Source organism: Paenibacillus sp. FSL H8-0332, from assembly GCF_037963835.1.
Lineage (GTDB): Bacteria > Bacillota > Bacilli > Paenibacillales > Paenibacillaceae > Paenibacillus_AQ > Paenibacillus_AQ rhizoplanae.
The window spans coordinates 7407159-7431955 of the sequence record NZ_CP150145.1; the positions used below are offsets into that span (position 1 = coordinate 7407159).

Annotated in this window: 16 protein-coding genes; 11 read left to right on the forward strand and 5 right to left on the reverse strand. The window is 50.0% G+C overall.

Annotated elements, in window-relative coordinates; genetic code table 11:
* Window positions 1-176 precede the first annotated feature (176 nt).
* From NST43_RS32520 to NST43_RS32550, 7 genes are all read left to right on the forward strand, one after another.
* Entirely contained in the window at window positions 177-1109 is a 933-nt protein-coding gene (locus tag NST43_RS32520; protein ID WP_339221587.1) for a GNAT family N-acetyltransferase, read from the forward strand.
* A 340-nt stretch (window positions 1110-1449) separates the two neighbouring features.
* Window positions 1450-6006, forward strand: a complete 4557-nt coding sequence (locus NST43_RS32525) for an S-layer homology domain-containing protein (protein WP_339221588.1) — start codon at window positions 1450-1452, stop codon at window positions 6004-6006.
* A 110-nt stretch (window positions 6007-6116) separates the two neighbouring features.
* Window positions 6117-7259, forward strand: a complete 1143-nt coding sequence (locus NST43_RS32530; RefSeq protein WP_339221590.1) for a response regulator — start codon at window positions 6117-6119, stop codon at window positions 7257-7259.
* Window positions 7260-7352: 93 nt separating this feature from the next.
* On the forward strand, window positions 7353-8075 hold the full coding sequence (locus NST43_RS32535; protein WP_339221592.1) for a GntR family transcriptional regulator: 723 nt from the start codon (window positions 7353-7355) through the stop codon (window positions 8073-8075).
* 261 nt (window positions 8076-8336) lie between these two features.
* Complete coding sequence (locus NST43_RS32540) at window positions 8337-10721, forward strand: phosphoketolase family protein (RefSeq protein WP_339221593.1); 2385 nt, start codon at window positions 8337-8339, stop codon at window positions 10719-10721.
* Window positions 10722-10926: 205 nt separating this feature from the next.
* Complete coding sequence (locus NST43_RS32545) at window positions 10927-11337, forward strand: hypothetical protein (protein ID WP_339221595.1); 411 nt, start codon at window positions 10927-10929, stop codon at window positions 11335-11337.
* Window positions 11300-12061 carry a HipA domain-containing protein gene (locus NST43_RS32550; RefSeq protein ID WP_339221597.1) on the forward strand — a complete coding sequence of 254 codons (762 nt, stop codon included), beginning with the start codon at window positions 11300-11302 and terminating at the stop codon, window positions 12059-12061. Before NST43_RS32545 ends, NST43_RS32550 begins: the two co-directional genes overlap by 38 nt.
* A 101-nt stretch (window positions 12062-12162) precedes the next feature.
* On the opposite strand, the gene tnpB is transcribed toward NST43_RS32550, so the two are convergent.
* From tnpB to NST43_RS32570, 4 genes are all read right to left on the reverse strand, one after another.
* A complete protein-coding gene (gene tnpB / locus NST43_RS32555) occupies window positions 12163-13236 on the reverse strand; it encodes an IS200/IS605 family element RNA-guided endonuclease TnpB (RefSeq protein ID WP_339221599.1) in 1074 nt (357 codons plus the stop codon).
* Window positions 13237-13242: 6 nt separating this feature from the next.
* On the reverse strand, window positions 13243-13644 hold the full coding sequence (gene tnpA, locus NST43_RS32560; RefSeq protein ID WP_339221601.1) for an IS200/IS605 family transposase: 402 nt from the start codon (window positions 13642-13644) through the stop codon (window positions 13243-13245).
* Between the two features lie 101 nt (window positions 13645-13745).
* On the reverse strand, window positions 13746-14621 hold the full coding sequence (locus NST43_RS32565; protein WP_339221602.1) for a TIGR03915 family putative DNA repair protein: 876 nt from the start codon (window positions 14619-14621) through the stop codon (window positions 13746-13748).
* A complete protein-coding gene (locus NST43_RS32570; protein WP_339221604.1) occupies window positions 14621-15934 on the reverse strand; it encodes a putative DNA modification/repair radical SAM protein in 1314 nt (437 codons plus the stop codon). The genes NST43_RS32565 and NST43_RS32570 overlap by 1 nt, the downstream gene beginning before the upstream one ends.
* A 194-nt stretch (window positions 15935-16128) precedes the next feature.
* On the opposite strand from NST43_RS32570, the gene NST43_RS32575 reads away from it, so the two are divergent.
* From NST43_RS32575 to NST43_RS32585, 3 genes are all read left to right on the forward strand, one after another.
* Entirely contained in the window at window positions 16129-16320 is a 192-nt protein-coding gene (locus NST43_RS32575) for a hypothetical protein (RefSeq protein ID WP_036726332.1), read from the forward strand.
* 310 nt (window positions 16321-16630) lie between these two features.
* Window positions 16631-19417 carry a glycoside hydrolase family 3 C-terminal domain-containing protein gene (locus NST43_RS32580; RefSeq protein ID WP_339221609.1) on the forward strand — a complete coding sequence of 929 codons (2787 nt, stop codon included), beginning with the start codon at window positions 16631-16633 and terminating at the stop codon, window positions 19415-19417.
* A gap of 190 nt (window positions 19418-19607) precedes the next feature.
* Window positions 19608-20894: a glycoside hydrolase family 18 protein gene (locus NST43_RS32585; RefSeq protein ID WP_339221610.1), complete on the forward strand. Its 1287-nt coding sequence runs from the start codon at window positions 19608-19610 to the stop codon at window positions 20892-20894.
* A gap of 101 nt (window positions 20895-20995) precedes the next feature.
* Here the strand turns inward: NST43_RS32585 and NST43_RS32590 are convergent, their stop codons facing one another.
* The gene (locus tag NST43_RS32590; protein ID WP_339221612.1) at window positions 20996-21388 is read right to left on the reverse strand and encodes a hypothetical protein; all 393 of its coding nucleotides are present in this window, start codon (window positions 21386-21388) and stop codon (window positions 20996-20998) included.
* Between the two features lie 290 nt (window positions 21389-21678).
* On the opposite strand from NST43_RS32590, the gene NST43_RS32595 reads away from it, so the two are divergent.
* Window positions 21679-24744: an S-layer homology domain-containing protein gene (locus NST43_RS32595; protein ID WP_339221614.1), complete on the forward strand. Its 3066-nt coding sequence runs from the start codon at window positions 21679-21681 to the stop codon at window positions 24742-24744.
* The last annotated feature ends 53 nt before the right edge of the window (window positions 24745-24797 follow it).

Below are 24797 nucleotides of genomic sequence, written 5' to 3' on the forward strand. Positions count from 1 at the left end.
TCCATTATAAGACAGTTGTGGTCTGACAATATACCCTATATTTGAGAAAAAAACAAACAGTAGAGTCTTTTTATAGCAGTTTCCTATATTTGAATGGGCACATGGCCTTGTTAAGATCAAAAGGAAGATCTATGTGAGTGCAGCCGAATGGCTGGAGGTATAAGGAGGAGTGCGCGATGAGTGTAAAGCAATGGTCTGAAGATACGATATCCTACGATTTAAATGGTGAATGGACTATTCAGAGAGCAGAGCCCGGGGAGTGGGGAGTATATTGCTCCGTCTATTATAACATGCAGTATAACGGCTTTTTTAGAGAAGAAGTTTATACGAATCCGCGCAGGAATGCCTTTTGGATATACAAGGGGGAGAGCAGAATCGGCGGAGTCCGGATGTCACCGAATGTGATCTACCATCTCTTTGTAATCCCTCCGTTTAACGATTCATTCGGAATATTGAAGCAGCTTAAAAAGTTGTTGATTCAGTGGTCTGACCGGAAGGAACCGATACGGACCTATGAGGTTCTGCCCGATCAGGTTCAGCTATACGCGCGGGCAGGTTTCTGGCCGGATGAATTCAGATGCCGCTGGATGCAGCGGCCTACAGAAGAGTTCCACATCAACTGGGAGGACAATCTGCGGATTGAGAGTCCTGAAGTAGAGGAGAATGAGGCAGGGGATAAACGGTTTATCCTCGCAGAGGAGATTGCCCGCTGTGATTTTGAAAGTTTTAGAGGCGGACTGGATGCAACCCGGAGGAAGCAAACCGTTGTGGGAGATTTCCTGCCCACTGATCCTAATTACTCCAATGAAATATTGACGCAGGCTTCCACGCTGGTATTCGATAACGCGACAGATCAGCTCATTGCGGGCTGCAGGCTGTGTCTCCAGGATAATGTGGCCGCAGTCTATAGCATTGGCGTGAATCCCGCCTATCGGGGAAGGGGGCTGGCTACACGGATGCTGCAAAGAGCGCTGACGATGCTGAAGGGGACTTATCCGCTGCTGAGATTGTATGTAATGGAGGGAAATGATGCGGAATCTGTGTACTATAATCTCGGGTTTAAGCCCGGGGTGCAGGAGGTTCAGAACATGTATATCCCGGTGAATTAACGGAAATAAGCTATCCGCAGGATCAACCAGGGCACCCTTAGGGTGTCTTTTTTTAAGTTTTTTAAATGAACCGCAACACAAGTCCGGGGGAAGATTCGCAATTATGCAATGATCTTTGTCACAAAAAAGGGGATTTGTAGAGTTAATGTAGAGGACTGTCGGATAGTATTAGAAACTAAGAGATTATGATACACAACCTGTCGGTATCCCGTTAGTACGATTTGGTGAACGCCTGCATAGGAAGGGAGGAATTTACAGGTAATAGGCAAGCGGTCTATGAACAATAGGAAGTGTCGGCTGATCCCATAAAAGTCCCATTAGATGAGGAGTACAAAAAAAGATGACAACATCGAAGAAATGGAATAAAAGATGGTCCCGAAGTCTGGCCGCCTCTTTGTCGATTGCACTGGTCGCCGCTAACTTTGCGGTGCTTGGGCCAGTGGCTCATGCGGCAGTCGCGGAGAATGAGGGTACAGAACAAATTTTCACTTCGGAGAAGTACCGGAGTTTCACCAAGGATAGCGGAGCTGTTAACTTAACCTTCCCGGAGCTATTTATAACCGCAAATGCCGGAGAGAAGATGACGGGCGCAACGATTGTCATTAACGGATATAAGTCAGGTGACAAGATTACATTCGTAACGGCCGGTACAGGAATTACAGTTACCTCCGGCGGGAACAATGGGGTATATATATTAAAAGGTGAGGCTTCGACCGAAGTTTATCAGAATGTACTGGAGAATGCCGAATTTACAATGACATCGCCAGGAGAGCGCAGTCTGACTTTCGGTCTTGGTCCTGTCCCGGCCTTTAATAAAAATGGCCATTTCTATGAGTATGTGGCGGAAACTAGCATCACGTGGCCGAAAGCCAAGGCGGATGCCGAGAAGAAGAGTTATTATGGACGCAAAGGGTATCTGGTGACGATTACTGACCCGGATGAGAACGCTTTTATTGTCGATAAGACTCCAGTAATTGGCTGGATTGGCGGGAAAGATGTAGCCCGGGAGGTAGATGCGAACGGAAAGGCTACAACACGTGTCTCCACCCTGCAGAACATTGAAAAATATAAAGGCTACGGCGATTGGCGCTGGGTGACTGGACCGGAAGGGGAGCTGCAGTACGAAGGCAAATCCGGGCTTCCTTTCTATAAGGGTTATAAAGCTGCTGGGGGAAGAGATGATTCCGCCAAGGTTACGGATGCAACTTACGGAAATACCATGTACGCTAACTGGGCTGTGGGAGAGCCCAATGATTCTGTATTCGAGTATGTGGTCCATATTTATTCTGGTGGTGCTAACAGCGGAAAGTGGAATGATTATCCAATTGACAGCGAGGTAAATGCCTACCTAGTTGAATACGGCGGCATGCCAGGCGATTCCAACACCAGCATTAACACAACCATAACACTGGTGGACAAAACAGCGCTGAAAACGGATGCCGGTGAAGCGCAGGAAATTCTCGACCTCGCTCCGCAGGTCTATACGAAGGAATCTCTGGCCGTTCTCAAAAAGGCAGTAGATGATGCCAACGCTGTTCTTGAAGATGAACATGCTTCCCCTGAAAAGGTTGAGGCTGCCCGTAAGAGCGTGGCGGATGCGGTTGAGGGACTGGTGAAGCAGCCACCTGTGGCTGAGGAAGCGAGCTATACAGCCGGAAGAAACGATCAGGTATCCATTAAGTTCGACAAACCGGTCAAATTCAATGGAAACGATGCGGACCCGACGGACGACTTCAGAGTGACATTGGACGGAAAACTGGTTGATGTTACGAATGCTGTAGTATCGTCCGAAGATCCCAGTGTCATTATTCTGACCTTGGCCAGCCCGCTGGTTAATGACCCTGTGGTTAGAATCGAATATGATGACGCGCAATCGGCAATCGAGGCTAAGACACCGGGGAAAGAGCCGGTTTCAGACTTTACGCTGATCGCGAACGGTCCATTCGGTGACTCTTTGCAGATCCAAGAGCCTGCGAAGGGAACAGAGGTATATGGAGCAGACTTCCCGCTCCCGGTAACCGGACAAGCTGCACTGGACTCGGTAGTTACGGCTGCTGTCTATAATGTGGACGCCCATCCCGACGCCTATCTGTTTGACCTTGAGGTGGGAATTACCGTCACCGATAATGTTTACAAATGGGATACCAAGCTGCCGGGTCCACTGGCACCGGGCTCCTACCATGTGGCGGTGACTTCGACCAAGACATTCGGCGATGAAGTGAGAACAGAAACGAAGCTGGTGCCGTTCACTGTACCACAGCTGGAATTGACTCATGTGGCGGTAAACGAAGGTCAGCCGGATCACGCGGTATTGACGTTCAACCAGCCTGTAGATTCCATGTTGACGGCTGCTGATCTCACGGGACTTACCGTCGATGGACGTAAGGTTATTGCTGTGAAGTCTGTACAGGGCGATAAAGTAGAAGTCGTTCTGGAAGATGCCCTTGGTCCAAATGATCCATTGGTCGTAGGGTACGATCCTGCTGCCGGTAATGTTACGGCTGAGGGCAACGTCCTGAACGAATTGAAGCCGATCCAAGCCGGCGAGCAGTCAGGCATTACGAAGGATAACAATGTAATTCCGCTTCAGCTGATCGCCGCCTATCCCGAAGCGGGCAAGCTTAAGCTGGTGTTCAACAAGCCGATCAACGATCTGACCGATCTGGCCGGATTCACTTACGGCGGAGTGCCGCTTCAGGAGCCTTTTGAGATCAATGGCAATGAATTGATTGTTCCGATTCCTGCTGATCATAAGGGCGGTCTGCTCAGCTACGATCCAGCGCTTGGCAACGTAACGGAGAATGGCAACAAGAATAACCCGCTTACGGGTCTGCAGCCGGGAATTGATCTTGGCGGGGATTCCAAGTATATCTCAGACGCAGGCAAGCTGCCTGAGGACGGTCTGGGATTAAGTGTTGGGGGTAAGCCGGTACCCTTAAGTCCAGCCTTCCAGCCGGATGTACCAAGCGGCTATCAGGCGACCGTGCCTAATGAGACGGGTACTATTGCGCTGAATCTTGCTCCGGCAGGAGACAACGATACGCTGCGCAAGGTTAGCTTGAATGGTGTAGAGGTTCCTGACGGAGACTGGAGCAAGCTGCCGCTTCAGGAAGGGCTGAACATCATCCAGGTAGATATTGTGGATGCGAAGCGTCCAGGCGTTAAGCTGGGGCAATACCAGATTCAGGTCATCCGCGCAAGCGGGAAGCTCGTATCGCTTGATCCTTCGAGCGGCACACTGCAGCCTGAGTTCAAGCCTGAAACTGCTAGCTATGATGTATCCGTAGCGAACAGTGTATATGAAATGTCATTCAAGCCGGTTACACTTGATCCGGGTGCGGTGGTAACACTCAGCATTGCCGGTGAAGCTCCGGTAGAGGTGACGAACGGAGACTGGAGCAAAGCGCTCCCTCTAAAAGTAGGCAAGAACGAAGTTCTGGTTACCGTCAAGGATTCTGCTGGTAAAACGAACACTTATACGATAATCGTTACCAGACAAGAGCCTGTTTCGAGTGGCGGCGGAGGCTCCGCACCTGCTCCTGCTCCAGATACCACCAAAACCGAAGTCATTGAGGTAGATGTGGCTATCGGCGGAGCCAATGTGGCTGGCATCACGAAAGTGCCGGTCCAGCGGACGACTCACAGCAACGGAACGATAACGGATCTGGTCCGCTTCACCAAGGATAAGGCCGAAGAAGCCGTGAAGAAAGCGCAAGAGACGGGACAAAGCATCGCCCGTGTGGTCATTCCGGATCCGGCAGACAATGTCAGCGAAGTGAATGTCCAGATTCCGGCAGAGACTGCCAAATTGCTGAAAGAGAATGGCATTGTGCTTGAGATCTACACAGAGAACGCAATCATCCGTATCCCGAACGCTTCTCTGGAAGGAATCGGGCAGGATTTCTATTTCCGGCTAGTACCGGTAAGGAATGCAGCAGAGCGCAATGAGATTGAGAAGAGAGCCACACTTGAGGCTGTAGTCCGTGAAGTGGCGAAGGACAATCGGATTGAAGTGGTCGCAAGACCGATGACCATCGAGACGAACCTGTCCAGCCGGGCGGTAACTCTGATTCTGCCGCTCAAAGATGTGAAGCTGCCTGCGAACGAAGCGGCACGTAATGCATTCCTCGCACAGCTCGGTATTTTCATTGAACATACCGACGGCACGAAAGAGGTTGTCAAAGGCAAAGCGGTTACCTATAAAGAGGGACTGCTTGGACTGGAATTCTCGGTAAGCAAATTCAGTACCTTTACGATTATCAACTTCAATAATCAGTCGCCTGCTACACATGTATCCTATATCGTTGGCTTCCCGGATGGTCAATTCAAGCCGGACGATCGGGTAACGCGCTCGCAGATGGCACTCATGATTGCCCGGAATCTAGGCTATGATGCTAGTGCGGCTGTAGGCACTCCTCCCTTCCCGGATGTGGCTGTCCGCCATTATGCGGCAGCAGCCATTGCCTTCGTGAATGCACAGGGCGTGATGAAGGGTGATCCGGCCGGGAAATTCCGGGGCAATGCACCGATTACGAGAGCAGAGATGGCCGCTGCTGCTGCCAACTACCTGAAGCTTGCCTTACCGGTAGACGGAAAATCGAGCTTCAGCGATACAACTGGACATTGGGCTCAGGCGGTAATTGAAGCCAACGTGTCGGCAGGCCTGCTCAAGGGCTACCCGGACGGCAGCTTCAAGCCGAATGCTTATCTGACCCGTGCGGAAGCAGTAGTCATTGTTAATCAGATGTTTGACCGCGGCCCGCTCCATGGAGCAGATGCGGTGAAATTCCCGGATGTCTCCAAGAATCATTGGGCCTACCTGGATATCCAGGAGGCTATCATCGACCATCAGTACCGGATCGACAGTGAACAGAAGGAACAACGGGTTACAGAATAAATGAATAGGGGTTGGAGGAGAGATCATTTCTCCTCCAGCCCCTAAATCATTAAATTTGAAGTATAATGGTTATACAACCGTACCGATTTCCAGTTGCGAAGGAGATCCGAATGAAAGCAATCCTGATTGACGATGAAGAATTGGCACTAAAGGCTTTGGAACGCCAATTGCATGCGCTTGGTGATTTTGAGATTATCGGCAAATATACCGATCCGCTGCAAGGGCAGCAAAAGGTGGAGGAGACCGAGACCGATATTGTGTTTCTCGATATTCATTTACCGGAGCTGAGCGGGATTGAGCTGGCGGAAAGGCTGCTGGAACGGAGACCCGATCTGCAGGTTGTATTCGTAACGGCATATGATAAGTATGCGATCAAGGCTTTTGAGCTGAATGCCCTGGATTATTTGCTTAAGCCGATTCATATGGACCGTCTGAAGCTTACAGTTCGGAGATTGAATGCTCAGCAGAAGCCTGGCCTGGCAGCCCGGGCAGCATCAGCGCAGACAAGCTGGAGAATGCTGATGTTCGATGCCTTCCGGATCTACGAAGGGAGTCAGGAGCTTCCGTCACTGCAATGGAGAACGGCGAAGGCGCAGGAAATCTTCTTTTATCTGCTGCATCATCGCGGCAAAGTGGTCAGTAAAGCCACTCTGATTGAATTGCTGTGGGCTGATTTTGATCCGAACAGGGCCTATCCGCAGTTATATACCGCTGTGTATCATATCCGCAAAATGCTGGAGCCCTTCAGCAGAGAACGGATTCTTCTGCAAAATACGGCGGACGGCTATCTGCTCAAGCTGGATGGAATCTGCCTGGACATTGATGAGTTTGACCGCTTTATCCAAGCGGGGTTAGAGCTCTCGAACGACACACTGCCCGAATATGAACGAATCCTGAAGCTGTTCAAGAGTGAATACCTGGAGGGTTACGATTATGTGTGGGCGGAGCTTGAACGGCAGAGATTCCAGCTGCAGTGGATTCGGCTGAAGTTGAATCTGGTCCGCTGGTATATGGGGAATGCAGAATATGAACAGGCCTTCAAGCACATTGAACAGGTCTGCACCCGCTATCCGTTAGAGGAGCAAGCGCAATTATTATACATGCAAATATCGGATAGAATGGGTTTTCATTTTCTGGTGCAAAGACAGTATGTATTACTGGAAACGGTTATGGAAGCTGAGGTTGCGGAGAAACCGAGCCGGGAGATTGTCAAATGGTACAGGGATTGGGACAACAAGCGTCAAAAAGGGTGAATCCGTGGATTCATCCTTTTTGCCCTATCTAAATTATGATATATTTAATCTTGAATGAACTGGTTCTGCAAAGACCCGACGAAGGAGCACCCCATGACCCAATTTGTCTACAAGCAGATTATTGCTGACCTCAAAACGAAGATCTTTGCCGGGCAGTACGCCGATATGAAGCTGCCGGATGAACGCAGTCTCAGCGAGGCGTATCAGGTTAGCCGCAGTACCATTAAGCGTGCGCTGATGAAGATGGAGAGCTCGGGTATTATTTTCAAGAAACGCGGCTCTGGCACCTTCATCAATCCGTTGTACATAAAGAACGATTCGATCTTCAATTACGAAGGCTCTAATCTTGGGGTGTCGGATAACTTCCAGATGCACGGCAAGAAGCCGGAGATCAAGGTGCTGAACTTCGAGGTCATCCGGCCCACGGAGGAGCTTCAGCGGGATTTGTTCCTGATGCCCCATGATTTCGTGTATAAGATCGTGCGGCTGCGCCTGTTTGAAGGTGCGCCCTTCATGATTGAGACGGGATATATTCCGATCAAAATTGTGCAAAATCTCGACCAGACGATTATCGAAGGGTCGATTTTTCATTATCTGGAGGAGTCGCGCAATCTGGCGGTAACCAAATCCTTTTTGTCTATTTTTGCCGAGCCTTCGCTGCCTGAAGATCAGGAGCTGCTGCATCTTCGGGAGAATGAACCCGTGGGGATTATGGAGGGGATCTTCTTTCTGGATAACGGTACGCCGTTTGAATTCTCACATATGCGCTTCCATTACGAGTATCTGAAGTTTAACACGTTCGTATCTGTGCATTAACGGACATAACTGAGGTATAGCAGGCCGGGAGGAGTCCCGGTCTTTTTTGGCAATTTTTCAGATAACATATTAATCCAAAATTATAAAATTAAACATCTTTTTGTGCGTGATTTGCAGCGAATTTCATACTATGTTCAAAATTTCACAATATTGGACCGTATTAATTTCTAAAAAGATTGAATTTCTGAAATGCCGATGTATGATGTAACTGTAGAAGTGATACATTCAATTTACAAAGAAAAAGATTAGGGAGTGGAAGACATGGGATTAACAATCGAACAGGTGGATTATTCCTCGAAAACGTATCTGGCAAAGCTTGACGCTTACTGGCGTGCAACGAACTACATCTCCGTAGGCCAGCTTTATTTGAAGGATAACCCGTTGTTAAGAGAACCGTTGAAGGATGCAGATGTAAAAGTAAAGCCGATCGGACACTGGGGCACAATCCCGGGGCAGAACTTTATCTATGCGCACCTGAACCGTGTAATCACTAAATATGATCTCAACATGTTCTATATTGAAGGCCCGGGCCATGGCGGTCAGGTGATGGTGTCGAACTCTTATCTGGACGGAAGCTACACCGAAATCTACCCGCAGATCACTCAAGACATCCCGGGTCTGAAAAAGCTGTTCAAGCAGTTCTCCTTCCCTGGCGGTGTTGCCTCCCATGCTGCTCCTGAAACGCCTGGATCCATTCACGAAGGCGGCGAGCTGGGTTATTCCCTGTCGCACAGCGTGGGTTCGATTCTCGATAACCCTGACCTGATCTCCGCTGTTGTTGTAGGTGACGGTGAAGCAGAGACTGGCCCGCTGGCCGCTTCCTGGCTGTCCAACCGGTTCATTAACCCGATCACAGACGGTGCTGTATTGCCGATTCTGCACTTGAACGGCTTCAAGATCAGTAACCCGACGATTCTGTCACGGATGAGCAGAGAAGAATTAACCGCCTATTTTGCCGGAAATGGCTGGGAAGCGTTCTTCGTGGAAGGCGAGAATCCGGATCTGATGCACCCCGAAATGGCTAAGGTGCTAGATACCATTGTAGAGAGAATTGCCGCCATTCAGAAGAATGCCCGTGAAAATAACGACACTACACGCCCTGTGTGGCCGATGCTGGTCTTCCGTACACCTAAAGGCTGGACCGGTCCAAAAGCATGGGACGGCGTGCCGAATGAAGGCTCCTTCCGTGCCCACCAGGTGCCGATTCCGGTTGATCAGAAGAACATGAAGCATGCTCCGGCATTGCTGGAATGGCTGAACAGCTACAGACCTGAAGAATTGTTCGATGAGAACGGCCGCCTGAACGCAGATCTGGCTGAGCTGCTGCCAACCGGCGACAGACGTATGGGGATGAACCCTGTAACGAATGCCGGCAAGCTGATCAAAGACCTGCACAAGCCGAATTTCCGCAACTACACCCTGGATAATTCCGTTCCGGGTCAAGTGATTGCGCAGGATATGGCCGTGCTGGGGAAATACCTGAAAGAGGTTGTAACCCTCAACGAAGAGAACCGCAACTTCCGGATTTTTGGACCGGATGAGACCATGTCCAACCGTCTGGGACCCGTATTTGAAGTGACTAAACGCCAATGGATGGATGCCATTCAGGAACCGCAGGATGAATTCCTCGCTCCATACGGCCGTGTCATTGACTCCCAGCTGTCTGAGCATCAGGCAGAAGGAATTCTGGAAGGTTATGTCCTGACTGGACGCCATGGATTCTTCGCCAGCTATGAAGCCTTCCTGCGCGTGGTCGATTCGATGATCACTCAGCACTTCAAGTGGCTGCGTAAGGCTACAGATCAGACCTGGAGAGAGGACATTCCTTCCCTGAACGTGATCGCCACATCGACCGTGTTCCAGCAGGACCATAACGGTTATACCCACCAAGATCCGGGTCTGCTCGGACATCTGGCTGACAAGAAGCCTGAATTCATCCGTGAGTATCTGCCATCTGATGCGAACAGCTTGCTGGCCGTATTCGATACGATCCTGAATGACCGTCAGAAGATCAACCTGGTCGTATCCTCCAAGCATCCGCGTCCGCAGTGGTTCTCGGCTGATGAAGCTCAGGAGCTGGTAACTAAAGGCCTCAAGATCATTGACTGGGCCAGCACCGACAAAGGCGGAGAGCCGGATCTCGTTATCGCTTCTTCGGGTACAGAACCCACTATGGAAGCCTTGGCTGCCATCTCGATCCTGCATGAGAAGCTGCCTGAGCTGAAGATCCGCTACATCAACGTGGTCGATCTGCTGAAGCTGAGAAGCCAGAAGCTTGATCCGCGCGGCTTGTCTGACGAGGAGTTTGATCAATTTTTCACAAAAGATAAACCGGTCATCTTCGCCTTCCACGGCTATGAAGGCCTGATCAAAGACCTGTTCTTCGACCGCCACAACCATAACCTGCATGTGCATGGCTACCGCGAGAATGGCGACATCACTACACCGTTCGATATGCGCGTACTCAATCAGATGGACCGCTTCGATCTTACGAAGGAAGCTGTGCTGAGCCTGCCGGAAGCAAGCAAATACCAGGCTATCGCTGACGAGATGGACGCCATCGTGCAGAAGCATCACGCATACATCCGCGAAGAAGGCATCGATCTTCCAGAGGTTGAGAACTGGGTATGGAAGGCTTTGAACTAGGCTTTAGATAATAGTGTTATTTCATTAATAATATAGTAGGTTTCAATCAGGGAGCGCTCCGGTTAGTCATGTTGATGGCTGCGGGGCGCTCCTTTTGTTGTAGAATGATTGGAACCTTTGGCGAATGAAGGATTTCCCGCAGTTTTTAGTTTATACTTGTGAAAAGAAAGACTATCAATTTATTGAAGTGTTCAGGAGGCTGACGATGATGGATATTAACAAGTTCATAGCCCCTCCTCTCCAGTTCGAGGTGCTGGAGCATGACCGTGTTATTGCTAAGGTTAAACTCCACTATATGAACCAGACTGTGGAAGTATGGCAAGATGATACGGTGGAGCCGGTATTCCTTCCTTTTCCAGGAAAATCAAAGGTACTTGTGAGCGATGTGCTCGATTATTTCGAGTCCCGCTGTGTACCACGCACCCGGCACCACATTGATAAAATCCTACAATCTATGGGACTGCAGGAATATGTTCCTACCGATATCGTGAAAAAGACACATGGCGTTCTATATGATGATTATGTCTGGATTAGATTCTCTGGTGAGGAGCTGAATTGTACGGATGTCCATCCCCGTTATGCAATTGAACAAGGAATCTCGTCGGACCTTTATTAGTAGCAGCAAGGGCGATCAAATGAAATGGAAAATGGGAAACGTATGGGCAAAGGCCAATAAGTTTGGCTACGAGGGCTTAGCGGAATGGGCTTCGTACGAAATTATTAAGTGTTCCAATATTGATCCCCAGTTAATAGTTCCTTATAGTCAATGCATTTTGAGAGAAGAGGATACTACTGATTATCCGGGATGTTATTCGGAAGACTTCCTCATGCCCGGAGAAAGTCTTATTACTTTACAGCGTGTCCTTGAAAGCTATGGGATTCGCTTTGAAGAGATTACCCGTGACCGGAGCACTCACGATGCTGTACTGTTTATAGTTGAATTTATTCGCAACGCAATACATCTGGATACTTTGGAGTACTTCTCGATTATGCTCCCGCTCGATGCCCTGCTGTTAAACGAGGATCGTCACTTGAACAATATTGCTTTCATTCATGGGGATTCGGGATACCGGCTGTGTCCTTTATTTGATCATGGATTAAGTCTATTATCAGACACCAAGGATTATCCGCTCACCATGCCGGTTGATGTTGCTATACGAACTGTTAAAGCTAAGCCATTTAGCAAAGATTTCTCAAAACAGGCGCGTGCGCTTGATACAACTCTTCAGATCAACCGTTCCTCTGTCTTACAATTTATAGAGCAAAATGATAAACAACTAGGAAGAGTATCCAAAATCCTTAGATCACAGATAGTTAAGTATGAGTATTTATTTGTGTGAACTACCCTCCACCTAAGAGGTGGCGGCTTCTTGGTCAATGAAGCTACTGCTCCAAGTTTACCCAAGCTCAAAGGCTAGTCCCTAGCCCAATCATTGCAATATCACATTGCTAGTTTCAGTAGGTTTTGAGCAGCGTTTACATCGCGATCATGATGCACGTTACATTCTGGACAAGTCCACTCTCGCAAGGCGAGATTCTTCACCTCTGCGTTCTTATAACCGCAACAGGAGCAAAGCTGACTGCTTGCATAGTGCTTAGGGGCAATAATAAGTTCTCTGCCATACCATTGAGCCTTATATTCAAGCATCGAACGGAACTTACTCCAAGATACCTCGCTAATCGCTTTTGCAAGTTTGTGATTCTGCATCATATTCTTTACACGTAAGTCTTCCATCACGATGACTTGGTTTTCGTTTATCATTTTGGCAGACGTTTTATGTAAGAAGTCTTTACGCTGATTCGCTATTTTTTCATGTAGTTTGGCAGCTTTCAGCCTAGCCTTATGACGGTTATGGCTTCCCTTCTTCTTCCGCGATACATCCTTTTGCAGCTTCGCTAATCGCTTTTCAGACGTACGCAAGTATTTAGGATTGGATATGATTTCGCCATTTGAAGTCATAGCAAAGTCTTTCAGCCCAAGATCAACGCCAATCTTCGTATGCATTTTGGGCAACTGGACGATATCCGTTTCAACCAATACGGAAGCATAATACTTTCCCGTTGGTGTTTTTGAAATCGTGCATGATTTGATCAGCCCCACGAATGGGCGGTGCAGCTTGATTTTGATGCCAGTTTTTAGCTTTGGAATCTTGAGATATCCATCCTCTATAGCCACTGTTCCATTTTGGTTATTCGTTGTGAAGCTATGATTATTCGTCTTCTTGCTCTTGAATTTAGGAAATCCCGTTTTCTTATCCCGATAAAAATTCTTATAAGCCTTGTCTAAATTCAGCTGTGTATTCGCTAAGGCAAGGCTATCGACTTCTTTCAGCCAGTCGAATTCCTTTTTGTATTGTGCAGGTGTATTCCTCAGCATCGTTTCCGTTTGCTTGTAATGTTCAATTTTATCTGCAAGCATTCTGTTGTAGATGAAGCGAACGCATCCGAACACTTTAGCGAAGTAGTGTTGTTGCCCATGGCTTGGATAGATACGGTATTTGTAGGCTTTCAGCAATGGCGATCACCCTTTCACACCTTGTTTTTCAATGTACTTTTGAATGACGTCTATTGGCGCTCCACCCGTTGTAAGCAAGCAATAGGAGCGTGACCAAAAAGCCTCTTTCCAAAGTGATTCTCGGAGGGTAGGAAACTCCTTCTTGATCAGCCTAGATGATGCACTCTTATAAGCGTTGAGAAATTTAGAAATGTCGGTATTAGGATGAGTTTTCATTAGGATATGAACGTGATCCCTGTCATGATTCCATTCCTGCAAAGTCACATTGTAAGTAGGCTGAATGTATGCAAATATCTCTTTCAGACGTTCGGATATTGGATCTGTAATGACTTTCCTACGATACTTGATGACTAGAATAAGGTGAAAGTGAAGGGAGAACACTGAATGGTTATTCGAATCTAACTTCATTGATTTAACTTACCTTTCCAAGATACGACTGAATACTTTAATTATAGCATCTTAGGCGGTTAGAATCCATGTAGAATAAACCGTTTCCATTCATCCCCCACTTAAAGAAGATGGGAGAATTCTGTCAACTGGGGGTTAAAAGCAGCGGGGAGGGAACCGGCTGTCCTTGAATCCTCCGGCTGCAATGCCTTTTTCCGCTGCCCCGTGGTAAGTACAGGCACACCGCCCCTCCCGTTCATCTCCACCATATGCTTCCAGTAGCGCTTCGGCATTAAGGAGGAACGCAGCCGGTCGTTGCGGCGCTCCTTGATGCCGATGGCATTATAGAAGCCGGTCCATAAGCGGCGGTACGCTTCCTCCGTCTCATCGGGCTCGGGCGGGGTCCACCCGCTTAACGGTACGATGGCCTCCCGCCCGGGCTCATGAATCAGCGCAGCCCCGTGCGTCTGATCATAGATCATGAAGCTCTCCCCCTGGAACCGGTCGCAGAAGTGCTCCTGAATCACAGGAAGCACATAGCCCTGCGGCTCAATAACTGCAGCCATGACCGGGCCGTATACAGAGAAGCGGACGAAGCCTGTATACAGATGCGCTTCATGCCGGAGCTGCTGAACGGCCTTCATCAGACTATTAACGGTGTCATCGGCCAGCATATTCATGACCTTGCGGCCATGCCGGAAGCCAAGATACAGGAAGTTCAGCAGCAGCATTTCTTTATCGGGGGCGGAGCTCCAGAAGCCCAGACGCACCAGCTCCTCGGCTTCGCGGCTGATCCGCAGCGGCAGGGACTTCAGTACCCGCGCTGCCTTGTCCTTGTCGGTCTCAATCCATTTCGCTTCCAGCAACAGGTCTACTTCCCCACCCTCAGCATGAATCGCCAGCGGAATCTCCTTCCAGGCATAGCTCTCAAATACACAACACAACAGACCCTCGAAGCTTCCGTCATAGGTGTACGCCAGTGCGGACGGCTTGAACATCAGGCCTTCGCCCCCTTCTTGAGCAGGTTCCAACCATCTGCTGCCGGTAGTGCTGACAGGTTGAAGTCGTCAAATAGGGTTAACTGCTCAACTTGCGGCGGCTGATTAGGTGCCAGTTCCTGCCCGGACATGAGTGAGCGAAGCAGCGTATGCTCGCTTACCTTCAGCCCTTCCAGCGGTTTGTCTTTGCAGGTGATGAAGAACTGGGCACGCTTGAGGACCACTCCCAGCTTCTTCAGCGCATGGAAATCTAGCGATCCGGCCCGTCTGGCCTTAACGATCCGCTGTGCACTTCTTACGCCGATGCCGGGTACACGCAGCAGCATTTCGTACGGGGCGCGGTTGATCTCAACGGGAAATTGCTCCCGGTGGTTAACGGCCCAGCTGCATTTGGGGTCCAGCAGCGGGTTGAAGTTCGGCACGGCCTCATCCAATAATTCATTCGCCTTGAAGCCGTAGAAGCGCAGCAGCCAATCGGCTTGATAGAGCCGGTGTTCCCGCAGCAGCGGCGGCTTGGTGTCTAGGGCGGGTAGGAGGGAGTCCTCTACTACAGGGGTGTAGGCAGAGAAAAACACACGTTTGAGTGCATATTTGCGGTATAAGCCTTCCGTCAGATTAAGGATCTGGTAATCGGTATCGGGCGTTGCCCCCACGATCATTTGGGTGCTCTGTCCAGCCGGAGCGAAGCGGGGTGCGTGATTATACCGGACGATATCGGAGCGGTTCTCCTTGATCCGGCTTGTGATCAGCCCCATCGGCTTCAGGATGGACACCTTGCTCTTATCGGGGGCGAGGCGTCCGAGACTCTCCTGCGAGGGCAGCTCGATGTTGACGCTCATGCGGTCGGCGAGCAGACCCAGTCTGGACAGCAGGGCTTCGTCTGCTCCAGGGATGGCTTTTACATGAATATAACCGTTGAAATGATAGACATTGCGCAGCAGCTCAAGTGCGGCGATTAACTGCTCGGTGGTGTAGTCCGGATTGCGCATAATACCTGAGCTGAGAAATAGTCCTTCTATATAATTACGGCGGTAGAATTGCATGGTGATATCTGCGATCTCTTCGGGGGTGAAGGCTGCCCGGCGAATGGGGTTAGATTTGCGGTTGATGCAATAGGCACAATCATATACACAACCGTTAGTCATTAGCACCTTCAGCAGTGAGATACAGCGCCCGTCCGCCGCGAAGCTGTGACAGATGCCCATCGCGGAGGTGTTGCCGAGCGTCCCGGCCTGGCCCTTGCGGTCAGAACCGCTTGAAGTGCAGGCCACATCGTATTTGGCAGAAGCGGTCAGAATCTCTAGTTTCTCCATTACATCCACGGTCTCAATCCCCCTCATATGAGTGCATTATATACCGAACATACGTTCTTGTCAAAAGCATAAACCGCCTCCCTGGCCGCCTGCAAAATGTATGCGCATTCCTTCTTGTGCTATAATAGAAATTGATGGTTCATGGAATGAGGAATCATACGGTTATTGAAAATAGGGTTAGGAGTGTTGCTGAAGTGAGAGGATATAACATATGGCGGCCCATCATGCTGATTGCGGTTGCGCTGCTGACAAGACAGTTAGTGACAAGTATTTGCCTTATGTTCGGCATGTCGCAGGAATCGGCAGGCAGTGTAGCCATGCTGGGTATGATCGTTGCTGCTCTTATTATGTACAACCGCATGATGAAGGGCCGCCGCCGCAGATAAAATAAATAGAAGATCCGGCCGTATCTCTTCAGGCGGAGCGGATTGCATAGGAACAGGCTTGAAAGACGCCCGCACAGGTGTCTTTTTATTTTAGTATTGTCTTTTTCACTAAAAAAATTTATGCAGACAGATGCGCATCCCGGCAATCCGGCAAGCGGTGCTTGAATAATATGGCTGGAGCTTATATCCTTAGAAGGATATGCTATATGAAGGACCATACAGATTCAAGGTAACGTACATCCCTATTGGGAGGGCGTTATCTATAGAATCAACCCACAGCATGGGAAATGAACATACAGGAGGAAACCAATTGAGTACACAGAACATTGGAGTGCCGTTAGAGGGTTTTGCAGAATTTAGCCGGACGGTAGCCGCAGAAGGTGCGGTACTGCTGAAGAATGAGGGACAGGTGCTCCCGCTGGGTAACGGTGAGAGCGTTGCTGTTTTTGGCAGAATACAGGTGAATTACTACCGCAGCGGTACAGGATCGGGCGGTAGCGTTCACGTTGCATATACGACGAATCTGCTGGATGGACTGCGCAGCAAGAAGAACATTAGCGTGAATGAAGAGCTGGCTGCAGCCTACGAGGCCTGGATCGGGCTTAACCCGTTCGATGACGGCGGCAAGGTATGGGCTGCGGAGCCGTGGAACCAGAAGGAAATGCCGCTTACGGACGAGCTGGTGAAGCAAGCACGAAGCCAGTCAGCCAAAGCGGTTGTGGTTATTGGACGTACGGCGGGTGAGGATCAGGATAATGCCGATACCGCAGGCAGCTACCGGCTGACGGAAGATGAGAAGGCGATGCTTGTCTCGGTTACGGCTCATTTTGAACAGACGATTGTGGTGCTCAACGTGTCCAACATTATAGATATGAGCTGGGTGAATGATGCCGCTTATGTGAATCCTATCTCTGCTGTGATCTATTCCTGGCATGGAGGCATGGAAGGCGGCCACGCAATTGCCGATGTTCTGGCCGGAGAAGTGACACCTAGCGGCAAGCTGACGGACACCATCGCGTATTCCATTGAGGATTACCCGTCGACCCGTAACTACGGCAATGAGTTCAAGAACCTGTACGAGGAAGATATCTATGTGGGCTACCGTTATTTCGAGACCTTCTGCCCCGACAAAGTTCAGTATGAATTCGGTTATGGGATCTCCTACACGACCTTCAAGCTGGAGCCGGAGGAAGCGAAGCTGGTGAACCTGGCGGGCGAGCCACAGATTGAAATTGGTGTAACCGTAACGAATACGGGAGCAGCTTATGCGGGAAAAGAAGTGGTGCAGGTGTACGTTGAAGCGCCGCAAGGACAGCTGGGTCAACCGGCCAAAGCGCTGGCAGCCTTCACTAAGACTAAGCTGCTGGAGCCTGGTGAGTCTCAGCGCCTTATTGTAAGCTTCCCGCTCCATTCCGTGGCTTCCTACGATGACGCCGGTGTGACAGGGTATCCTTCTGCTTATGTGCTGGAAGCCGGAACCTACCGCTTCTATGCAGGAACTAGTGTCAAAGCGGTATCAGCAGTGCTTCTGGATGGACAAGAAGGCTATGTGCTGGATGAGCTTAAGGTCGTGGAACAGCTGCAAGAGGCTATGGCGCCTACCGAGAGCTTCATGCGGATGAAGCCGGGTGCCCGCAAGGCAGACGGTTCGTATGAGCTTGTCTCCTCCGAGGTGCCAACGCGCAAGGTAGATCTGGCGGAGCGGATTGAACGCAATCTGCCGCAGCAGCTTCCGCAGACTGGCAATCAGGGATATACCCTGAGAGATGTCCATGACGGAAAAGTTAGCATGAGCACCTTCATTGCCCAGTTAAGCGACCAGGATTTGGCGGCGATTGTCCGGGGCGAAGGAATGAGCAGCCCGCTGGTCACTCCGGGTACGGCATCGGCGTTCGGGGGCGTGAGCGACAGTCTGTTCAGCTACGGCATTCCGGTTGCAGCTACAGCGGACGGCCCTTCCGGGATCCGTATGGACAGTGGAGCTAAGGCAACACAGGTATCGATTGGAACCCTGCTGGCCGCTACATGGAATGCAGAGCTGGTGGAAGCACTGTATGTTATGGAAGGCCAGGAATTATTGCGCAACCAGGTGGATGCGCTGCTGGGACCGGGGCTGAATATCCGGCGCAGCCCGCTCAACGGGCGTAACTTCGAATATTTCTCCGAAGATCCGCTGATCTCAGGAATCTTCGCTGCCGCCTGCACACGCGGAATTATGAAGGGCGGCTCTAATGCGACGCTGAAGCATTTTGCCTGCAACAATCAGGAGAAGCACCGCAGTAAAGTTGATGCTGTCGTATCGGAACGCGCGCTGCGTGAGATCTACCTGAAGGGCTTCGAAATCGCAGTCAAGCAGGGCGGAGCCAATTCGATCATGACCTCCTACAACCCGGTGAACGGGCATTGGGCGGCCTCCAACTATGACCTCAACACCACGCTGCTTCGCGGCGAATGGGGCTTCCAGGGGATCGTCATGACCGACTGGTGGGCCATCATGAACGATGTGGTGAACGGAGGGCCGGCAGACCGTAAGAATATGAACTGGATGGTCCGTGCTCAGAACGATCTGTACATGGTCGTCAGCAATTACGGGGCTGAAGTGAACGCTTACGATGACAATACGATCGCATCACTGGAGAACGGTACGCTTACCCGCGGGGAGCTTCAACGTTCGGCAATCAACATCTGTGAGTTTATTATGAAGGCACCTGTATTCTCCAGAAAGCATGAGATTATTGAAGCGGTCGATACGTTCAAGGCTGATCCGGCTATCGCGGCTGAGCATGTACAGGTTCTGAGCGAGAACGCACAGGTAACTCCAGCGGTGTCTGGCCCGACTTACATTCAGGCAGATGAAGCGGGTCAATACCGCATTATTGTCAGCATCATGTCTCCTGAGCCTGAGCTTGCGCAGAGCGCCTGCAACCTGACTCTGAATGGACAAGCGGTAACCACCATTCAGACGAACGGGACGGAAGGCCGGTGGATCAGACAGAAGCTGGTCAAGGTTGAGCTGGAAGCCGGACGGTATGAGCTGAAGCTGGACTTCGTCAAGCCTGGCCTGCAGATTGAATGGATTGAATTCAAGCAGGTATAGCATCAGCAGCCATAGTATCTCAACCATTCATAGCAACAGCATCATGGCACCCTCCGGGGTGTCTTTTTTTGCAAATACAAGAATTTACATGCTAAGGGGTTATCCTGATATCCGCCTAATTCCGCATACCCGCACGGCCGCCGAATAAAATAGAGATAAAACGGCTACTATGAAGGGATGGCAGGAACGTATGCAAATACATGTAGTGCAGCCGGGCCAGACGCTGTATGGCATTTCACAGGCCTACGGAGTAAGCACTGATACTATAACTGAGGCGAATCAGCTCTCTGCGCCGGGAAGCCTGGTGGCAGGGCAGGCGCTGGTAATCCCGATTGCCGGACAGTATTATTGGGTGCAGCCGGGCGACAGCTACTACAGCATCGCCAAGCGGTTCGGCCTGAAGGCAAGCGAGCTGGCGGAGGTGAACGGGCTGACGCTGAATCAGCCGCTACAGGTCGGGCTCCGTCTATACCTTCCTCCTGGACCCAGGCGGCAGGCGGAAGTGAACGCTTATGTGGAGCCCCGGGGGGAGGGTGTCTCCCAGCCGCTGCAGAATGCTGCGCGTGAGGCTGCTCCTGAGCTGACGTATCTCGCACCGTTCAGCTTCCGGATCAAACGGGATGGAACACTGGTGCCGCCGCCTCTGGACGGTCTCGCCTCCATTGCCGCAGATCATCAGGTGACGCTGATGATGGTCGTGACGAATCTGGAGGATGCCCAGTTCAGCTCCGAGCTCGGGCGCATCATTTTGAACGATCAGGAGGTTCAGGATCGGCTGCTTGAGAACATCATTGCGGAAGCGAAGCGGCTGAACTTCCGGGATATCCACTTTGATCTGGAGTTTCTCCGGCCGGAGGACCGTGAAGCTTACAATACTTTTCTGCGGAAAGCGGCAGAGGTCATTCACAAGGAGGGCTTCCTGCTGTCCACCGCCCTTGCCCCCAAGACAAGTGCGTCACAGGTTGGGGCCTGGTATACGGCGCATGACTACAAGGTCCACGGCGAGGTGGCTGACTTCGTCATTATTATGACGTATGAATGGGGCTACAGCGGGGGGCCGGCGATGCCTGTCTCGCCGATCGGGCCTGTCCGTCAGGTGTTGACCTATGCAGCAAGCGAGATGCCCGCCAGTAAAATCATGATGGGCCAGAATCTGTACGGTTATGATTGGACGTTGCCTTTTGTAGCAGGTGGACAATATGCCAAAGCGCTCAGTCCGCAGGCGGCCATTGATCTGGCAAGGAACAGGAATGCAGCCATTCAATATGACTATAGAGCCCAGGCGCCGCATTTCAATTACACCGATGACGAGGGGCGGCAGCATAAGGTATGGTTTGAGGATGCCCGCTCGATTCAGGCCAAGTTCGATTTGATCAAGGAGCTGGGGCTGCGGGGCATCAGCTACTGGAAGCTGGGCCTGCCTTTTCCGCAGAATTGGCTGCTGCTGGAGGATAACTTCAAGGTGGTCAAAAAATAGACCGGAGACCGTGCGGACAGCGGCGGCGTAAGAAGCTCCACACCAAAACGGATGTGCCCATGCGAAATGGCGGCACATCCGTTTTTTTGAAAATATAAGTGTTAGCCCATTAAGCCCTTGAGCCCGCCCAGAAAAGGCCGGATCGATTTGATCATGTTGTAGCCCATCTTCATCACCGGCATAGCCTTCTGCACCATTCCGAACATGCCCATGAACCGTCCGAGACCCCCGCCGATACCGGCCGCTCCGCCTCCCCCGCCCATCAGCGAGCCGAGTAGAGGCATGAAGCTGGATACCTCTGCTCTGCGCGCAGCTGAAGAGGATTTCCGTTTCGAGGGTGGCCCCTTACGCGTGCTGGGTCTGGACAGAATCACTGCCTCCTGGTTCAGGTCTGTAATCCACCCTACATAGGAACGCCCATTATGCAAAGTGATGCAGACCGGCTGGCCTTTCAGCTGCTGTGCCCGCTTGCGGAGCTTTGTTGAATTCGCCATTCGTCATTCACCTCACTGTTCTATTTACTTTATTTTACTCAGAACCTGGGGGGCGGCTTGTGCGGGTATGGAGTTCTGCTGAATATATTTGAACAACCCGGGGCTGTCTTTGGGGGCAGATGGTCTGAAAATATACAAATTGTGAATTCTATTTAATTGTCGTGAAATATTTTACAGTGAAAAAAAGGGAAACGGATATGCATGTAGAATTACCCTGAAGTACTGAGTTTGGAGTGAAAAATCATGACTTTAGTCCCAGTGCTAATTCTATTGGGGAGTGACCTAATCTCTTGGCTATCCATCGTTTATTAAGAAATACTTGCTTCATCGTCTTATTATTTGTTCTTCTACCATTTACACGGAGTTACGCCGATGCCAAGCAAATGGCGGACATCAAAGGACACTGGGCGGAATCCGATATTCAGCAGTGGTTGGATCAAGGACTCATTACCGGCTATCCTGATCATACCTTCCGGCCGGGGGCAGAAGTATCCAGAGGTGAGTTCGTAACACTCGTGAACAGAGCGTTTAAGTATTCGGATACGAAGGCTATCAGCTTCAAGGATCTGAAGCCGGCGAATTTTGCGTACATAGAAGTGCAGAAAGCTACCGCTCAAGGATATATCAGCGGATTCAGCGACAATACCTTCCGTCCTGATAAGCAGATCACAAGACAGGAAACTGCTGTTATAATCTCCAGAATACTAGGCTTTGACAGTACAGGGGCAACGGCCTCAGTCTCAGTACAGGACGCAAATCTCATCCCTGCTTGGAGCAAGCCTGCCGTAGGGTATCTTTTGGACAAGGGGATTATGAGCAAGAATTCGGATGAAACCTTCCAACCGCAGCGCAATATGACCCGTGCCGAGACTGTAGTGGTCATTAAGAAGGCGCTGGCGTCGAGCACAATGGTCTATGATCAGGCAGGTACATTTGGCGAGGCCGCAGTTAGCACAGTACAGCATAATGTGAGAATTACAGCTTCCAATGTCACGCTCCGCAATATGCATATCCGGGGTGACCTCGTCATTGCTAAAGAGGTGGCAGATGGGAACGCCTACCTTGAACAAGTTCAAGTAGACGGCGTAACACGTATTGAAGGCGGAGGCAGCAACAGTATTCATATCCGGAACAGCAAACTAAACACGGTATCTGTGAATAGGCTGAATCATGCGGTGAGAATTGTAGCTGAGGGTACAAGCGTTGTGCAGGACGTACAGATTCTATCCAGCGCTGTTATTGAGGAGAAGGATCTTACCGGCGATGGTTTTGTGAATGTAACCGTGCTTCCTGATGCCCAGACATCTTCATCAGAGCGCACAGTGGTGCTTGCCGGGGACTTTAAGAAGGTTTCTGTAGGCGGCAGCCTCAAAGAGTTCAATGTTCGCTCAGGCAGCGTAGCTAATTTGCTTATCCAAGAAAACCTGGTGATTCCTACCCTGAATTTCAGCAAGAATGTTGTTATTGAAAAGCTTGAAATGAAGAGTAAGCTGAAGATTTCCGGCGAGGGTAAAGTCAAAGGCGTTGTATTGTCGGAAGGCGTTCCTGATCCTAAGCTGCCAAAAGAACAACAGCCTGCTGCACCTGCGTCTGGCGGCGGCGGTGGAGGCTCCTCTAATCCTGGCCCAGGTGGTGGTAGTGGCGGCGGTACACCTGATCCGGGTAATGGCGGCGGGAACGGGTCTACTCCTGTACCAGCATTGGCTGTAACTGGAATTACCGCGGCCAATGGTATGGTTGAAGTCGTATTTAACCGGAACCTGGATAGCCTGCCGGATGCTGCTGATTTCGCAGTTCTCGAACAGGTCAATCGCGGCGAATTTCATAAGGTTGAGGTAACTTTGGTTACGCTGCTTGATAATAAAACTACAGTGAAGCTAACGATTCCTTCGATAGCAATTAGCGAGGCTGAGCAACTGGCGGTATACTCCTTGTCTTATAAAGGTGGAACCCCCATGTTATCTGAGGCGATTACTGTGCCTAAGGCTAATGTGACTGTGACTGGACGTTTGTTTGCTCAGCCTTACACGGAGAATAAGCCTCTTCCTGCCTACAACCTTCATATCTATCTAAGAGGAGTTAAGGATACTCGGGCGACTTATACGGCTATCGTTGGAAAAGGCGGAGAGTTCGCTTTTGACAATGTGATGCCGGGGACTTATGTTGTACTTATCCCTCTCTCCCCGTACACCTATTATACAGATGAATTTACTGTAAAATCAGGCGAAAATCTGGTTCTGCCAGACCTCACAGTTATACAGAAGCTGCCTGAAGCTGAGGTTAAGCCAATTACTTATACAGATTTGCCTTATATTAGCGGCAGTGTCAAAGGTTTGGGTGTGCCTTTCAGTGTTAAGATCGAGCTGGAGAACGGGGAGCAACTTTACACCCTTACCAGTAAATACGATACGTTCTTTGACATTGATCTATATAACTATAATCCGGATCTGCATCTGAAGGCTAATGATAAATTATTTGTGACCTTATACACAGATCGCGGTTGGACAAGCCAGCGGTTTGAGGTGAAGGTATTCGAACGACCGCAGACTAAGGCGCCGGTAGTGACCAGCGTGGTGTATGACGATACCAATAGGATCAGAGGCACCACAGAAGAATCTTCTGCTGATATTACATTAACCAGGGAAGATGGAACAATAATTGGGATAGCTAGTAGCTATGGTAGCATGTTTGATATCTATCTTGGTAATTCTAATTCCCCGCTTTTCCATGCTGGTGAGAAGCTGAAGGTCTATGCTCAGGCGAGAGATAAAAGAAAGAGCGAGCCTGCCTACATTACTGTTCTAGCACCTACGGCTGTAACAGCGCAACCGGTCGTTACGAAAGTTGTTTATGAATATGATAGGGAAATCTATGGCACATCTGATGGAGACTCGGACATCATTGTCAGACGTGCAGACGGAACTATTTTGGGGCTGTCAAAGAATTTCGGCCCATCCTCTAAAAATTTTTGGATGTATCTTAATTCGCAACTTGTTGCCGGAGAAACTCTATATGTAACCGCCAAGGGATACGAGAAACTCCCTAGTAAGCCTGTTGAGGTCGTAGTAGCCAGTAAACCAGTTACTCCCACACCTACGGTGGTTGGTGTGGTCTATGGTGACAGGACTAAGCTAGATGTTTATGTTCCTGGTCTATCCGGCGAATCGCATTTCTTTCTTAAGACCAAGGATGGTAATATAATTGGAGAGTTTTTTATGTTCGGTGAACAAGCCTCCTACTGGTATAGTAGACTTACTCCCAATACACAATATCAAGCGACGGTTGCTGGCCTACTAATGAAAGAGAGTGAACCTTTCTTCTTCACAGTGATAGACCGAACCAAAGAGGCCGAATAATGAAGCAATTATATTAAAAAGTTAAAAAGACACCTGCGGGTGTCTTTTTTGAT